Source organism: Streptomyces viridochromogenes DSM 40736, from assembly GCF_000158955.1.
GTDB classification, from domain to species: Bacteria; Actinomycetota; Actinomycetes; order Streptomycetales; family Streptomycetaceae; genus Streptomyces; species Streptomyces venetus.
On record NZ_GG657757.1, the window covers coordinates 1,256,602 to 1,272,318 of the forward strand.

At 71.9% G+C, this 15,717-nt stretch carries 13 protein-coding genes and 2 pseudogenes; 10 read left to right on the plus strand and 5 right to left on the minus strand.

Annotation, left to right across the window (positions count from 1 at the left end; genetic code table 11):
- Positions 1-141: 141 nt before the first annotated feature.
- The gene (locus SSQG_RS05295; RefSeq protein WP_003988684.1) at positions 142-786 is read left to right on the plus strand and encodes a TetR family transcriptional regulator; all 645 of its coding nucleotides are present in this window, start codon (positions 142-144) and stop codon (positions 784-786) included.
- A gap of 86 nt (positions 787-872) precedes the next feature.
- On the opposite strand, the gene def is transcribed toward SSQG_RS05295, so the two are convergent.
- The gene (gene def / locus SSQG_RS05300) at positions 873-1,418 is read right to left on the minus strand and encodes a peptide deformylase (RefSeq protein WP_039931989.1); all 546 of its coding nucleotides are present in this window, start codon (positions 1,416-1,418) and stop codon (positions 873-875) included.
- A 158-nt stretch (positions 1,419-1,576) separates the two neighbouring features.
- Here def and SSQG_RS05305 point away from each other — a divergent pair, with 158 nt between their 5' ends.
- The 5 genes and pseudogenes from SSQG_RS05305 to SSQG_RS05325 all read left to right on the plus strand — a co-directional run bounded on the left by SSQG_RS05305 (position 1,577) and on the right by SSQG_RS05325 (position 6,200).
- A complete protein-coding gene (locus SSQG_RS05305; RefSeq protein WP_003988686.1) occupies positions 1,577-2,815 on the plus strand; it encodes a MurT ligase domain-containing protein in 1,239 nt (412 codons plus the stop codon).
- A 23-nt stretch (positions 2,816-2,838) separates the two neighbouring features.
- Complete coding sequence (locus tag SSQG_RS05310) at positions 2,839-3,567, plus strand: type 1 glutamine amidotransferase (RefSeq protein ID WP_003988687.1); 729 nt, start codon at positions 2,839-2,841, stop codon at positions 3,565-3,567.
- Between the two features lie 203 nt (positions 3,568-3,770).
- A pseudogene (locus tag SSQG_RS05315) lies at positions 3,771-4,797 on the plus strand (6-phosphofructokinase).
- 191 nt (positions 4,798-4,988) lie between these two features.
- Entirely contained in the window at positions 4,989-5,939 is a 951-nt protein-coding gene (locus SSQG_RS05320; RefSeq protein WP_003988689.1) for a cytochrome c oxidase assembly protein, read from the plus strand.
- Positions 5,940-6,020: 81 nt separating this feature from the next.
- Positions 6,021-6,200: a membrane protein gene (locus SSQG_RS05325; RefSeq protein ID WP_039931991.1), complete on the plus strand. Its 180-nt coding sequence runs from the start codon at positions 6,021-6,023 to the stop codon at positions 6,198-6,200.
- 4 nt (positions 6,201-6,204) lie between these two features.
- On the opposite strand, the gene SSQG_RS05330 is transcribed toward SSQG_RS05325, so the two are convergent.
- The 4 genes from SSQG_RS05330 to SSQG_RS05345 are packed head-to-tail and all read right to left on the minus strand — an operon-like array spanning position 6,205 to position 10,268.
- Complete coding sequence (locus SSQG_RS05330; protein WP_003988691.1) at positions 6,205-7,419, minus strand: sensor histidine kinase; 1,215 nt, start codon at positions 7,417-7,419, stop codon at positions 6,205-6,207.
- The gene (locus SSQG_RS05335; RefSeq protein ID WP_003988692.1) at positions 7,416-9,131 is read right to left on the minus strand and encodes a cation acetate symporter; all 1,716 of its coding nucleotides are present in this window, start codon (positions 9,129-9,131) and stop codon (positions 7,416-7,418) included. The genes SSQG_RS05330 and SSQG_RS05335 overlap by 4 nt, the downstream gene beginning before the upstream one ends.
- 25 nt (positions 9,132-9,156) lie before the next feature.
- Complete coding sequence (locus SSQG_RS05340) at positions 9,157-9,516, minus strand: hypothetical protein (RefSeq protein ID WP_039931992.1); 360 nt, start codon at positions 9,514-9,516, stop codon at positions 9,157-9,159.
- 2 nt (positions 9,517-9,518) lie between these two features.
- Complete coding sequence (locus tag SSQG_RS05345; protein WP_003988694.1) at positions 9,519-10,268, minus strand: LytR/AlgR family response regulator transcription factor; 750 nt, start codon at positions 10,266-10,268, stop codon at positions 9,519-9,521.
- A 77-nt stretch (positions 10,269-10,345) separates the two neighbouring features.
- Here SSQG_RS05345 and SSQG_RS05350 point away from each other — a divergent pair, with 77 nt between their 5' ends.
- From SSQG_RS05350 to SSQG_RS05365, 4 genes and pseudogenes are all read left to right on the plus strand, one after another.
- Positions 10,346-10,831 (plus strand): Lrp/AsnC family transcriptional regulator, encoded by a 486-nt coding sequence (locus tag SSQG_RS05350; RefSeq protein ID WP_003988695.1) that lies wholly within the window; start codon positions 10,346-10,348, stop codon positions 10,829-10,831.
- A gap of 159 nt (positions 10,832-10,990) precedes the next feature.
- A complete protein-coding gene (ddaH, locus tag SSQG_RS05355) occupies positions 10,991-11,812 on the plus strand; it encodes a dimethylargininase (RefSeq protein ID WP_039931994.1) in 822 nt (273 codons plus the stop codon).
- Positions 11,809-13,037 (plus strand): annotated as a pseudogene (rocD, locus tag SSQG_RS05360) (ornithine--oxo-acid transaminase). The gene ddaH and the pseudogene rocD overlap by 4 nt, the downstream one beginning before the upstream one ends.
- A gap of 118 nt (positions 13,038-13,155) precedes the next feature.
- On the plus strand, positions 13,156-15,660 hold the full coding sequence (locus SSQG_RS05365; protein ID WP_003988698.1) for a SpoIIE family protein phosphatase: 2,505 nt from the start codon (positions 13,156-13,158) through the stop codon (positions 15,658-15,660).
- Positions 15,661-15,717 lie beyond the last annotated feature (57 nt).

Here is a 15,717-nt window from a genome sequence, read left to right on the forward strand (position 1 = left end):
ACTTGCGGTAACACCAGTCTGTTACCGGCGGGTAGTCCGCGTCAACTCCTACCGACCGGTCGGCACCCTTTCGGTGTCCAGGACACGCTTCAGTGTTAGTTTGCGCAGGCGTCATCGAATCAGCACGGGTGGGGAGAGCACATGGACACCACGCAGCGGACCGATCAGCAACGGTCCGCCGACCGCCGACGGCGTGAGCTGCTGGAGGCCGCCGACCGAGTGGTGCTGCGCGACGGCCCGCATGCCTCGATGAACGCCATCGCCGCCGAGGCGGGTATCACGAAGCCGATCCTCTACCGGCACTTCGGCGACAAGGGCGGACTTTACGCCGCCCTTGCCAAGCGGCACACCGACGCGCTGCTGGACTCACTGCGGGCGGCGCTGGACGCCCCGGCCGATCGTCGGGAGCGGGTCGAGGCGACGTTGGACACGTACCTCGCGGCGATCGAGGCGCGGCCCCAGGTGTACCGGTTTCTGATGCACCCGGCGGAGGGGAGCCAGCCGGGGGACCAGGGGTTCGATGTCGGCAAGCACAGTGCGCCGTTGCTGCGGCGGATGGGCGAGGAGCTGGCTCAGGTCATCGAGGAGCGGCTGGATCTCGGGCCGGGTGGGCAGCAGCTGGCGCGGGTGTGGGGGCATGGGATTGTCGGCATGATGCATGCGGCCGGGGACTGGTGGCTCGGAGAACGGCCTTGTTCTCGTGCCGAGTTGGTGCGGAGTCTGGCTGATCTGTTGTGGGGGCGGCTGGCTGCCGCGGGGGACCGGGTCGGGGGTCCGGGGTTCTGACTGTCGTGTGTCGTGTGCGGGCCGGTGGGGGCTGGTCGCGCCCACGCGGCGGAGCCGCATATTGAACGCAGCCCCGCGCCCCTGAGTTACTCAGCCCGGCACCAGGAAGCCCGGGCCACCTGGCGCATCAGTTTGCGGTGGCGCCAGCCGCTCAGGTGGTCCGCGTAGATGCGGCCCTCCAGGTGGTCGTACTCGTGCTGGAGGCAGCGGGCGAAGAAGCCCGTGCCGTGCAGCGTGACGGGCTCTCCCGTCATCGTGAAGCCCTCGACCACCGCGTGGTCGTAACGCTCCGTTCCCGCCTCCAGGCCCGGCAGGGACAGGCAGCCCTCCGGGCCGCGGATCACCACTCCGTCCGTCTCGACCAGGCGCGGGTTGACCACGTGCCCCAGGTGGCGGACGTCCTCGTCGTCGGGGCAGTCGAAGACGAAGACCCGCAGCGGCTCGCCGATCTGGTTGGCGGCGAGGCCGACGCCCTGGGCGGCGTACATGGTCGCGAACAAGTCCTCGACGAGCCGGGCCAGTTCGGGGCCGAAGTCGGTGACCTCCGCGCAGGGCGTGTGGAGCACGGGGTCGCCGTGCAGGGTGAGGGGTCTCACGTTGCCGTGAGCGCCGGGGATGGGGCTCTGTCGCATGGCGGCAAGAGTAAGGTCCTGTCGGTCCGCGCCTCCCACACGAGTTCGCCACAGTGCCGCGGTTCGGGAGTGCTAATGGATCTCGATAGGCTGAGGTCCACACCACGTGGCCGTCAGGCTTCAAAGCGCGGCGCGTACGCAAGGAGGATCGAGAACTGATGGCAGGCAACTCGGACCCGCTCTCGCCGCGGGCCAAGCTGGCCGTGACCGCGGGCAAGGCGGTCGCAGCGGCATCCCGCGCCGCAGGGCGCGGCAGCGGTTCGGTGATCGGCGGCCGGGTGGCGCTCAAGCTCGACCCCGACCTCCTCGCCCGGCTCGCGCAGAACCTGGACGTGATCCTGGTCTCGGCGACGAACGGCAAGACCACCACCACCCGGCTCATCGCCGAGGCACTGCGAGCGGCCGGACCGGTCGTCTCCAACGCGCTCGGCGCCAACATGCCGGCCGGCATCACCTCGGCGCTCGCGGGCAGCTCGGACGCGCGGTACGGCGTGATCGAGGTCGACGAGAAGTACCTCGCGGGCGTCGCCCGGGACACCGCCCCGAAGTGCATCGCGCTGCTCAACCTCTCCCGCGACCAGCTCGACCGGGCCGCCGAGACGCGCATGCTCGCCGAGAACTGGCGGGAGGGACTCGCGGGCTCCAAGGCCGTGGTCGTCGCCAACTGCGACGACCCGCTGGTGGTCTGGGCGGCGTCCTCCTCCCCCAATGTGATCTGGGTCGCCGCCGGGCAGATGTGGAAGGACGACGCCTGGTCCTGCCCGTCGTGCGGCGGTGTGATGCAGCGCCCGGGCGACGACTGGTTCTGCGGTGAGTGCGGCTTCCGCCGTCCGACGCCGAGCTGGGCGCTCTCCGGCGACCACGTCCTCGACCCGCACGGCTCGGCCTGGCCGATCCACCTGCAGCTGCCCGGCCGCGCCAACAAGGCCAACGCCGCCTCCTCGGCCGCCGTCGCCGCCGTGTTCGGCGTGCCGCCGCAGGTCGCGCTGGAGCGCATGTACCAGGTGCAGGCGGTGGCCGGACGGTACGACGTGGTCCAGTTCCAGGGCCGTGACCTCCGGCTGCTGCTCGCGAAGAACCCGGCCGGCTGGCTGGAGACGTTCTCCCTGATCGATCCGCCGCCCACGCCGGTCATCCTGTCGGTGAACGCGCGCTCGGCCGACGGCACCGACACCTCCTGGCTGTGGGACGTCGACTACTCGCGCCTGACGGGCCACCCGATCTGCGTGATCGGCGACCGGAGGCTGGACCTGGCGGTGCGCCTGGAGGTCGCGAACCAGCATTTCCAGGTCTACGAGAACCTCGACCAGGCCGTACAGGCCTGCCCGCCGGGCCGGATCGAGGTCATCGCCAACTACACGGCGTTCCAGGACCTGCGCCGCCGCGTCGGCAACTGAGCACGAGACGTCAGGGGACTTTTGTGAGCGACAACCAACTGCGGGTCGTCTGGATCTATCCCGACCTGCTCAGCACCTACGGCGACCAGGGCAACGTCCTCGTCGTCGAGCGCCGGGCCCAGCAGCGCGGCCTGGACGTGGCCCGGCTCGACGTACGCAGCGACCAGCCGATCCCGACCTCCGGCGACATCTATCTGATCGGCGGCGGCGAGGACCGCCCGCAGCGGCTCGCCGCCGAGCGGCTGCGCCGGGACGGCGGACTGCAGCGGGCCGTGGAGAACGGCGCCATCGTGTTCTCCGTGTGCGCCGGCTACCAGATCCTCGGCCACGAGTTCATCAACGACCTCGGCCAGCGCGAGCCCGGTCTCGGGCTGCTGGACGTCGTCTCCGTGCGGGGCGAGGGCGCGCGGTGCGTCGGTGACGTACTGGGCGACATCGATCCGCGTCTCGGGCTGCCCCCGCTGACCGGCTTCGAGAACCACCAGGGCGTCACCCACCTCGGCCCCACCGCCCGCCCGCTCGCCCGGGTGCAGTTCGGCAACGGCAACGGCACGGGCGACGGCACGGAGGGCGCGTACAACGACACCGTCTTCGGCACGTACATGCACGGCCCCGTGCTCGCGCGCAACCCGCTGATCGCGGACCTGCTGCTGAAGCTGGCCCTCGACGTCAACGCGCTGCCGCCGACCGACGACCGCTGGTACGAGGCCCTGCGCGACGAGCGCATCGCCGCTGCTCAGCAGCCTGCCTAGGCGCTGGTCCGCAGCCGGCCCGGGGTTCGCGTCAACCTGCTGGTCAACAGCCCGTCTGACGGCACATCCGCACAGGTGAGCGGGGTCGTCCAGCAGGCGGACGCGAGGTTCGGTCCAGCCCCCCGATGCCGCTAGGGTGGCGGGGATTCGAGCCGGACAACGTGGTCCGGTCCCCGGCCCACGTTGAGAAGGTATTTCGGGCGATGCGCATTGGTGTCCTCACGTCCGGCGGCGACTGCCCCGGCCTGAACGCCGTCATCCGGTCCGTCGTGCACCGCGCCGTCGTCGACCACGGCGACGAGGTCATCGGCTTCCGGGACGGCTGGAAGGGCCTCCTGGAGTGCGACTACCTCAAGCTCGACCTCGACGCGGTGGGTGGCATCCTCGCCCGCGGCGGCACGATTCTCGGGTCCTCCCGGGTCCAGCCCTCCCATCTGCGGGACGGCGTGGAGCGGGCCAAGGGCCATGTCGAGGAACTCGGCCTCGACGCGATCATCCCCATCGGCGGCGAGGGCACGCTCAAGGCGGCCCGGCTGATGTCCGACAGCGGTCTGCCCGTCGTGGGTGTGCCGAAGACCATCGACAACGACATCGCGGTCACGGACGTCACCTTCGGCTTCGACACGGCCGTCGGAGTGGCGACCGAGGCCCTGGACCGCCTGAAGACCACGGCCGAGTCGCACCAGCGGGTGCTCGTGGTCGAGGTCATGGGCCGGCACACCGGCTGGATCGCGCTGCACTCCGGCATGGCGGCCGGTGCGCACGCCATCGTCGTTCCGGAACGGCCCTTTCGACATAGAGGAACTGACCAAGCGGGTCGGCGAGCGGTTCGAGGCGGGCAAGCGCTTCGCGATCGTGGTCGCGGCGGAGGGGGCCAAGCCCCGGGCCGGGACCATGGAGTTCGACGAGGGCGGCAAGGACATCTACGGGCACGAGCGGTTCGCCGGGATCGCCCGGCAGCTGTCCGTGGAGCTGGAGGGGCGGCTGGGGAAGGAAGCCCGGCCCGTCATTCTCGGGCATGTGCAGCGAGGTGGTACGCCTACCGCCTATGACCGGGTGCTCGCCACGCGGTTCGGGTGGCATGCGGTGGAAGCCGTGCATCGCGGGGAGTTCGGGCAGATGACGGCGCTGCGGGGGACCGACATCGTGATGGTGTCCCTGGCCGAGGCCGTCAAGACGCTGAAGACGGTGCCGGAGGAACGGTACGACGAGGCGGAGACCGTTCTCTGAGGTGATGCTCGTTCGCCGGGTGCGGGTCGTGTGTGGCTGATCGCGCCCACGCGGCGGAGCCGCAGATCGAACACAGCCCCGCGCCCCTGAAGGGCGATGAGCCGCCCCCGGTCGTAGCCGCGACCGGGGGCGGTTCTACTCTTGTGGGCGGACAGACTGCTGCACACCCCCACGAAACAGGAGCCGGCGGAATGGATCACAGCGGGCACGGCATGACCATGGATCTGCCGCCGTTCACGCTGGGACGAGGGCTGGAGTGGTCGGCGGACCCGTTCTTCCTCGTCGCCTGTCTCGTCGGGCTGGCGCTGTACGGGTGGGGTGTCGTGCGGCTGGTGCGGCGCGGGGACAAGTGGCCGGTGGGGCGGACCGTCGCCTACGTCATCGGTGTGCTGAGCATCATGCTCATGATGTGCACCCAGCTGAACGACTACGGCATGGTCATGTTCAGCGTGCACATGGTGCAGCACATGGTGATCAGCATGGTGTCGCCGATCCTGATCCTGCTCGGCGCGCCGATCACGCTGGCGCTGCGGGCGCTGCCGACAGCCGGGCGGGGTCGTAAGGGGCCCCGCGAGCTGCTGCTGATGTTCCTGCACAGCCGGTACATGCGGATCGTCACGCACCCGGCGTTCACGATCCCGCTGTTCATCGCGAGCCTGTACGGGCTGTACTTCACTCCGCTCTTCGACACCCTGATGGGCTCCAAGGCGGGGCACGTCGCGATGATGGTGCACTTCCTCGCCGTGGGCCTGGTGTTCTTCTGGCCGATCATGGGCGTGGACCCGGGGCCGAACCGGCCGGGCTACCTGATGCGGATGCTGGAGCTGTTCGCGGGCATGCCGTTCCACGCGTTCTTCGGGATCGCGCTGATGATGGCGTCCGAGCCGATGGTCGAGACGTTCAAGAACCCGCCCGCCTCGCTCGGCATCGAGGCGCTCTCCGACCAGAACGCGGCGGGCGGTATCGCCTGGGCGTTCAGCGAGATCCCCTCCGTGCTCGTGCTGGTCGCGCTGCTGTTCCAGTGGTACGCCTCGGATCAGCGGCAGGCCAGGCGCAAGGACCGGGCCGCGGACCGCGACGGGGACAAGGAGCTCGAGGCGTACAACGCCTATCTGGCCTCCCTGAACGGACAGGGGCGCTAGAAACCTCTTGTGGCACGGCCCGTGCGCGCCGGACTTCCGGCAGGCACCATGGAGGGACCGGACCATGAGGAGGGTGTTGCGATGCCCGGTTCCACGAACGGTTCGAACTCGACCAAGACCATGGGGGTACTCACCGTCGGCGGCCTCGTCATGGTGACGGCCTACACGGTGGCGCTCGGGAGCAACGGCTGGCTGTGGTTCGGCTGGGTCGTCCTGGGCCTGATCACCCTCGGGATGGTGGTCACCTCGCGCAGCACCTGACGGCTCACTCCCGGGTCAGCCGGCCCGCCGAGTGCACGCCCGGCTGGTACTTCGGGATCCGTACAGTGATCTTCATCCCGGCGCCCGTGGCGGTCTCGATCACGAGGCCGTAGTCGTCGCCGTAGACCTGGCGGAGCCGGTCGTCGACGTTGGAGAGGCCGATGCCGCCCGAGGGGCTGACCTCGCGGGCGAGGATACGGCGCAGCAGGCCGGGGTCCATGCCGGCGCCGTCGTCCTCGATGACGACGAGGGCCTCGGCACCCGCGTCCTGGGCGGTGATCTGGATGTGGCACTTGCCCGAGGACACGGCCTTGCCCTCGAGTCCGTGTTTGACGGCGTTCTCGACGAGCGGCTGGAGGCAGAGGAAGGGCAGGGCGGCCGGCAGCACCTCCGGGGCGATCTGGAGGGTAACGGAGAGGCGGTCGCCGAAGCGGGCCCGCACCAGCGCCAGGTAGTGGTCGATGGCGTGGAGCTCGTCGGCGAGGGTGGTGAAGTCGCCGTGCCGGCGGAACGAGTAGCGGGTGAAGTCGGCGAACTCGAGGAGCAGTTCGCGGGCGCGCTCGGGGTCGGTGCGGACGAACGAGGCGATCACCGCGAGCGAGTTGAAGATGAAATGAGGGGAGATCTGCGCCCGCAGCGCCCTGATCTCGGCCTCGATGAGACGGGTGCGGGACTGGTCGAGGTCGGCCAGCTCCAGCTGTACGGACACCCAGCGGGCCACCTCGCCGGCCGCCCGGACGAGCACGGCCGACTCACGGGGCGCGCACGCCACCAGGGCGCCGTGCACCCGCTCGTCGACGGTGAGCGGGGCGACGACCGCCCAGCGCACCGAGCAGTCGAGGATCTCGCAGGTGAGGCGGAAGGCCTCGCCGCGGCCGGTGTCCAGGGCGCCGGCGAGGCGTTCCATGATCTCGGTGCGGTGGTGGTCGCCGTCGCCGTCCCAGACCAGGACCTGCTCGCGGTCGGTGAGGCAGAGGGCGTCCGTGCCGAGCAGGGAGCGCAGCTTGCGGGCGGACTTGCGGGCGGTCTCCTCGGTCAGCCCGGCCCGCAGCGGGGGCGCGGCGAGGGAGGCGGTGTGCAGGGTCTCGAAGGTGGCGTGCTCGACGGGCGTGCCGAGGCCGCCGAGGCTCTTGGGACGGGCCGTGCGCCGGCCCAGCCAGACCCCCGCGGCCAGCACCGGGAGCACGGCGACGCACAGGCCCGCCAGGAATCCGCTCATGCCGTCACCTCCGTGCGCAGTTCCTCGGGCAGGTGGAACCGGGCCAGGACCGCCGCCGTGTCCGGCGGCACCCGGCCGGGAGTGGCCAGGGACACCAGGACCATGGTGAGGAAGCCCAGGGGCACCGACCAGAGCGCCGGCCAGGCGAGCAGGGCGTGCAGGGCGGCGCCCTCGCCCGGGTAGCCGGCCATGGTCGCGGCGACGGCGAGCAGGGCCGAGCCGCCGCCGACCAGCATCCCCGCCGCCGCGCCGGGCGGGGTCAGCCGGCGCCACCAGATGCCGAGGACGAGCAGTGGGCAGAACGAGGAGGCGGACACCGCGAAGGCGAGTCCCACGGCGTCGGCGACCGGGAGCCCGCCGACCAGGACGCTCGCCGCGAGAGGCATGGCCATGGCGAAGACGGTCCCGAGCCGGAAGTGCCGTACGCCCCGGGACGGCAGGACGTCCTGGGTGAGGACGCCCGCGACCGCCATGGTCAGCCCCGAGGCGGTGGACAGGAACGCGGCGAAGGCGCCGCCCGCCACCAGCGCGCCCAGCAGATCGCCGCCCACTCCCCCGATCAGGCGGTCGGGCAGGAGCAGGACGGCGGCGTCCGTGTCACCGGTGAGGGTGAGCTCGGGGGCGTAGAGGCGGCCGAGTGCGCCGTAGACGGGTGGCAGCAGGTAGAAGGCGCCGACCAGACCCAGGACCGCGACGGTGGTGCGGCGGGCGGCGACGCCGTGCGGGCTGGTGTAGAAGCGGACCACGACGTGCGGCAGGCCCATGGTGCCGAGGAACGTGGCGAGGATCAGTCCGTACGTGGCGTACAGCGGGCGTTCCTCGCGGCTCTCGGCCTGGGTGGGCGACAGGTCGCCGCCGCCGCTGCGCTCGGCCTTGGGGACGGTCGCTCCCGCGGCGAAGGTGAGCCGGGTGCCGCGCTCGACGTGGTGGGTGCCGGCCGGGAGTTCGAGGCGGGTGCCGGCGTGCGTACGGCCGTCCACGGTGCCGCTCACCGTGACGGTCAGCGGCCGGTCCAGCTTCAGGTCGATGCTGTCGCCGACGCGGACGACGCGCTGCTCGCGGAAGCTCGCCGGTTCGTCGAAGGCGTGGCGGGGTGCTCCGTCGCTCTGCCAGGCGAGGACCAGGAAGAGGGCGGGGACGAGCAGGGCGGTGAGCTTCAGCCAGTACTGGAAGGCCTGGACGAAGGTGATACTGCGCATACCGCCGGCCGCGACCGTGGCGGTGACGACCACGGCGACGATCACCCCGCCGAGCCAGTCGGGCGCCCCGGTCAGCACGGTCAGGGTCAGTCCGGCGCCCTGGAGCTGGGGCAGCAGGTACAGCCAGCCGACGCCGACGACGAAGGCCCCGGCGAGCCGCCGTACGGCCTGGGAGTCGAGGCGGGCCTCGGCGAAGTCGGGCAGCGTGTAGGCGCCGGAGCGGCGCAGCGGGGCGGCGACGAAGAGCAGCAGGACCAGGTAGCCGGCGGTGTACCCGACCGGGTACCAGAGCATGTCGGGGCCCTGCACCAGGCCCAGGCCCGCTATGCCCAGGAAGGAGGCGGCGGAGAGGTACTCGCCGCTGATGGCGGCCGCGTTGAGGCGGGGACCGACGGTGCGGGAGGCGACGTAGAAGTCCGAGGTGGTGCGGGAGATGCGCAGCCCGAAGGCGCCGACCAGGACGGTCGCGACGACGACCAGGGCGACGGCGGGGACGGCGTAGCTGGAGTTCATGGGTCGTGGGTGGGCCGGCCGCCGGTCAGCGGTCTTCGACGAGGCGTACGAAGTCGCGCTCGTTGCGCTCGGCGCGGCGGACGTACCAGCGGGCGAGCAGGACCAGCGGGGCGTAGAGACCGAAGCCGAGGACGGCCCACTCCAGGCGGCGGGCGTCGGGCATCGCCGCGAACAGCAGCGGCAGCGGGCCGACGAGCAGGCCGAGGATCGCGAACACGGTGAGGGCGGCGCGCAGTTGGGTGCGCATCAGGGAGCGGACGTAGGTGTGGCCGAGGGTGGTCTGTTCGTCGATCTCGGTGCGCGGACGGTAGTAGCCGGAGGCCCGGTGCGCGCGGCGGGGCGGGCCGGTGACGACGACGCGGCGTTCGGTGTGGTCCTGGGGCACCGTCAGGGCCTCCTCATGAGCAGGTCGCGCAGTTCGCGCGTGTGGCGCCGGCTGACCTGGAGCTCCTCGGCGCCCACGAGGACGCTGGCGGTGCCCGCGTCGAGACGGAGTTCGCCGATGTGACGCAGGGCGACGAGGTGGCGGCGGTGGATGCGGACGAAGCCGCGGGAGCGCCAGCGCTCCTCCAGCGTGGACAGCGGGATGCGGACCAGGTGGCTGCCCTTGTGGGTGTGCAGGCGTGCGTAGTCGCCCTGGGCCTCGACATGGGTGATGTCGTCGACGGCGACGAAGCGGGTCACCCCGCCGAGTTCGACGGGTATCTGGTCGGGGTCGGGTTCGCTCACGGGTATGCGGGGCGGTGAGCCGCGCAGCTCGGCGGCTCGCCGTACGGCCTCGGCGAGGCGCTCCTTGCGGACGGGTTTGAGGACGTAGTCCACGGCCTTGAGGTCGAAGGCCTGGACGGCGAAGTCCTCGTGGGCGGTGACGAACACGACGAGCGGCGGCCGGGCGAAGCCGGTGAGCAGCCGCGCCATGTCGAGGCCGTCGAGGCCGGGCATCTGGATGTCGAGGAAGACGACGTCGATCGCCTCGGGGCCGCCCGGGCCGGACTCCAGGGCACGGTTGATGCGGCGCAGCGCCTCGGTCGCGTCACCGGCGCCCTCGGCGCTGCCGATGCGGGGGTCCGCGTGCAGCAGGTAGAGCAGTTCCTCCAGCGAGGGGCGTTCGTCGTCGACAGCCAGGGCGCGCAGCATGACCCCGGAGTCTAGGGGCGATCCGCACGTCTGGACATGTGCCGGGGGTGCACGTTCCCGCTGGATACAGTGCCCGCATGAACAGCAGGTCCACGGCGTTCGACGAACTCGACCAGAAGATCATCACCGCGTTGATGGCGAACGCCAGGACGTCGTTCGCCGAGATCGGCACGGCGATCGGGCTGTCCTCCACGGCCGTCAAGCGCCGGGTCGACCGGCTGCGGGAGACGGGCGTGATCACCGGGTTCACGGCCACGGTGAAGCCGTCGGCGCTGGGCTGGCGCACGGAGGCCTATGTCGAGGTGTACTGCGAGGGCGCGGCCCCGCCGCGGCGGCTGGCCGAGGTCGTGCGCGACTACCCGGAGATCACCGCGGCGATGACCGTGACCGGCGGTGCGGACGCGCTGCTGCACGTGCGGGCGCGGGACGTGGAGCACTTCGAGGAGGTGCTGGAGCGGATCCGCCAGGAGCCGTTCATCCGGAAGACGATCAGCGTGATGGTGCTGTCGCATCTCCTCCCGGAGAGCCCGGAGGCGGGCGCCAGCCAGCCCGCTCCGGAGTAGGGCCCCAGGAGCGGCGCACCAGACCTGCGCCGAGAGGCCCGAAGACGCAGCGTTCCTGCGCTGACGCGCAACTGATGTTTCTTGTCGGTCGCCTCCGTCAGTTCCTACCTTGGTGTCAACCCTCAGTCACACACCGTTAGGAAGCGGAGGAACCCCTCTGTGCCCGACTCCTGTGTGCCGCGCCCGCGGCGCTTCCTCGTCTGCGAGCCCAGACACTTCGCCGTCCAGTACGCGATCAATCCCTGGATGCGACCCGACGAACCCGTCGACGTCATCCGCGCCCTGGACCAGTGGCAGGCGCTGGTCGAGACCTACCGGACCCACGGCCATACCGTGGACACTGTGAACCCCGTTCCCGGCCTGCCGGACATGGTCTTCGCCGCGAACGCGGCGGTCGTCGTCGACGGCCGCGTCTTCGGCTCTCTCTTCCACGCGCCCGAACGCCGTCCCGAGTCCGTGCCGTACGAGGCGTGGTTCAAGGCGGAGGGCTACGAGGTCTACCACCCCGAGTCGGTGTGCGAGGGCGAGGGCGACCTGGTGCCGGCCGGCCGCTGGATCCTGGCCGGGACGGGCTTCCGCACCACCCGGGAGGCCCACAGCGAGGCGCAGGAGTACTTCGGGGCGCCGGTGATCGCTCTGACGCTGGTGGACCCGTACTTCTACCACCTGGACACGGCGCTGTTCGTCCTCGACGACGAGAACATCGCCTACTACCCCGAGGCGTTCTCGCCGGGCAGCCGCGAGGTGCTGGCCCGGCTGTACCCGGACGCGGTGCTCGCCACCCGCGAGGACGCGATGGCGTTCGGGCTCAACTCCGTCTCCGACGGGCGCCATGTGTTCATCTCGCCGGGGGCGACGGGCCTGGCCGGGCAACTCGCCGACCGTGGCTACGTCCCCGTCCCCGTCGACCTGTCCGAGTTCCACAAGGCGGGTGGCGGCATCAAGTGCTGCACCCAGGAGATCCGGGAGATCCGCTCATGACCGCACCTGTCCGCACCCGTGGCTCCGAGGAGCTCATCCGCGCGGAGGAGCCGGTCCTCGCGCACAACTACCACCCGCTGCCCGTGGTCGTCGCCCGTGCCGAAAGAAAACAAGGGTGGAGGACGTGGAGGGGCGGCGCTACCTCGACATGCTGGCCGGCTACTCGGCCCTCAACTTCGGCCACCGGCATCCGGCGCTGATCGAGGCGGCCCACCGTCAGCTCGACCGGCTGACCCTGACCTCGCGCGCCTTCCACAACGACCGGCTCGCCGAGTTCGCCGAGCGGCTCGCGGCGCTGACCGGGACGGACATGGTGCTGCCCATGAACACCGGCGCGGAGGCGGTGGAGAGCGGGGTGAAGGTGGCCCGCAAGTGGGCCTACGACGTCAAGGGCGTCCCGGCCGACCGGGCGACGATCGTGGTGGCCGCGGACAACTTCCACGGCCGCACGACGACGATCGTCAGTTTCTCCACGGACGAGACGGCCCGGCGCGGGTTCGGCCCCTTCACCCCGGGCTTCCGGGTCGTGCCGTACAACGATCTGGCGGCGCTGGAGGCCGCGGTCGACGAGACGACCGCGGCGGTGCTGATCGAGCCGGTCCAGGGCGAGGCGGGGGTGATCATCCCGGACGACGGCTACCTGGCCGGGGTGCGCGAGCTGACCCGCCGCGAGGGGTGCCTGTTCATCGCCGACGAGATCCAGTCCGGACTGGGCCGCACGGGGCGCACCCTGGCGGTCGAGCACGAGTCGGTCGCGCCGGACGTGGTGCTGCTGGGCAAGGCGCTGGGTGGCGGGATCGTACCGGTGTCCGCGGTGGTCGGGCGCCGGGAGGTGCTCGGGGTGCTGCACCCGGGCGAGCACGGGTCGACGTTCGGCGGCAATCCGCTGGCGGCCGCGGTCGGCACAGCGGTCGTCGAACTGCTGGAGACGGGTGAGTTCCAGCGGCGCGCGGCCGAACGGGGCGTGACCCTGCGGGAGGGACTGGCCCGCCTGGTCGGCAAGGGCGTCGTGGGCTTCCGCGCGCGGGGCCTGTGGGCGGGCGTCGACATCGACCCGGCGATCGGCACGGGCCGCGAGATCAGCGAACGGCTCATGCGGGAGGGGGTCCTGGTCAAGGACACCCACGGTTCGACCATCCGCCTGGCCCCGCCGCTCACCGTCACCGATGACGAGCTGGTGGGGGCACTGGAATCGCTGGAGAAGGTCCTCGGGCTCCCCGGATAAGGAGGACCGACGGCGAGGGCCGCCCCCGCAGGACCCGCACAAGCCGCCCCCTTCCGCAGGAAGGGTGAAGATTGAGACAAGAGGTGGTAGACCACTCTCAGCGACAGAGAGGTCGGCCGTGGGCGGAGACGAGGAGTACGGCGGTGCCCGGCGGCGGTTCGACGTGGCCGACGCCGCGCCCCTGTTGCTCGATCCGCAGGGCGTGGTGACGGGCTGGAGCACGGCCGCGCGGCGACTGCTGGGATACACGGCTCCCGAGGCGGTCGGCAGGAAGCTCGCCGAACTGCTGACCGCCGAGGACGCGGAGCGCGTGCCGGACCTGGTCGAGCGGTGTCGCGGGGACGGCGGCTGGACCGGGGTGCTGACGGTCCGCCGCAAGGACGGCGCGGCGGTGCGGGTCGTGGCGCGGATCGCCTCCGCCGAGGACGCGCACGGCGGCTCTCGCTGGATGGCGCTCCTGTCGGAACTGGCCGGGGCACCCGGCTCGCACATGAGCCGCGCGGTGCTGGAACGGATGCTGGGCAACGCCCCGGTCGGCATCGCGATCGTCGACACGGACCTGCGGTTCGTGTGGTCGAACACCGCCCTGGAGCAGTTCGGCGGCGGACCGGCACCCCGGCGCCTCGGTCTGCGCTTCGCGGACGTCCAGCCCGGCCTGGACGCCCAAGCGGTCGAGGCGCAGATGCGGCACGTGCTGGCGACCGGGGAGGCCGTCTCCGGCTACGAGCACGTGGGCCAGGTGCGGTCGGCTCCGCTGCGCGAGACGGCGCACATGCTGTCGTTCATGCGCCTCGACGACGACCGGGGCCGGCCCATCGGCGTGTCCTACACGGTCGTCGACGTGACCGAGCTGCACCGGGCCCGGCAGCGGCTGGCGCTCCTGGACCGGGCCGGCGAGAACATCGGCCGCAGCCTCGACCTCATGCGCACCGCGCAGGAACTGGCCGACGTGGCCGTGCCCGGACTGGCCGACTTCGTCACCGTGGACCTGCTGGAGACGGTGCTGGGGGGCGCCGAGCCGGCGCCCGGGCCGCTCGCGGACTCGGAACCGGTGGCGCTGCGCCGCGCGGGGCACCGGGCCGCGGAGGGCGACCTCCCGGAGGCCGTCGTCGGGGTCGGCGAGGTCGCGACCTACCTGGCCGACTCGCCCCCGATCCGCTGCCTGGCCACGGGCCGGTCCTGGCGCGAGGAACGGCTCGACCCGCGGACCCGGACCTGGGCCAGGAACGCCCCGGGCGACCCGCGCACCACGTTCCTGGAGCTGGGCCTGCACAGTGTGATGATCGTGCCGGTCCGGGCGCGCGGCACCACCCTGGGCGTCACCACGTTCTTCCGGCGCCGCCGCCTGGAGCCCTTCGACGAGGAGGATCTGCGGCTGGCCGAGGACGTGGTCTCCCGTGCCGCCGTCTGCGTGGACAACGCCCGGCGCTACGCGCGTGAGCGGGACGCGGCGCTCGTCCTGCAGCGCAGTCTGCTGCCCCTCCGGCTGCCCGAGCAGGACGCGGTCGAGGTGGCCGCGTGCTACCGGCCGGCCGACGAGCTGACCGGCCTGGGCGGCGACTGGTACGACCTCATCCCGCTCTCCGGCGCGCGCGTGGCGCTCGTCGTGGGCGAGGTGCCCGGGCACGGCATCGACGCCGCCGCGGCCATGGGGCAGCTGCGGACCGCCGTACGGACCCTGGCCGCCCTGGATCTGCCGCCCGAGGAGGTGCTGGCGCACCTCGACGACCTGGTGGGGCACTCGGCGCGGGAGGCGGGTGTGGAGCCGGGTGCGTCGGGCAACGCGGGCGCACAGTCCATGGGGTCGGGATGCCTGTACGTGGTGTACGACCCGGTCGACGGCGGGTGTTCGATGGCGGCCGCGGGCCATCCCGCGCCGGCGGTGGTGCTGCCGGACGGCTCGGTGACGTTCGTCGATCTTCCGCAGGGGCCACCGCTCGGGGTGGGCGGCCCGCCCTTCGAGGCGGTGGAGCTGTCCCTGGCACAGGGCAGCACGCTGGCCCTGCACACCGACGGGTTGCTGGCCCGCGGCGAGACCTGGGCCGTCGACGCCGGCCGGGAACGGCTGCGCCGGGCGCTGGAACAGGGCGGCCCGCTCGACGACCACTGCCGGACCGTGGTCGACGCCCTGGTCCCGGCGCGACCGCACGACGACGTGGCCCTGCTCATGGCCCGTACCCGGCGCCTCGACTCCGGGCAGGTCGCGGTCTGGGAGCTGCCGCCCGACCCGGCCGTGGTCGCCGACGCCCGCCGCGCGGCCACCCGGCGGCTGTCCGGCTGGGGCCTGGAGGAGCTGTCCTTCACCACGGAGCTGGTGGTGAGCGAGCTGATCACCAACGCCATCCGGTACGCCACCGGGCCCATCCGGCTCCGGCTGATCCGGGAGCGTGCCCTGGTCTGCGAGGTCTTCGACGGCGGCGCCACCGCGCCCCATCTGCGTCACCCCCGCGCCACCGACGAGGGCGGGCGCGGACTGCTGCTGGTCTCCCAGCTGGCCCAGCGGTGGGGCACGCGCTTCGTCCCGGACGGAAAGATCATCTGGGCCGAGCAGCCGCTCACGGGCTTCGCCCCACCGGCGCCCGCGGCCTTCGCCGGGGAGTCGCTGTCCGATCTCCTGGAGTGAGGACGAGGGCGCACACCCCATACCGTGGGAAAATAGTATGACCTCGGCACTGGTGAG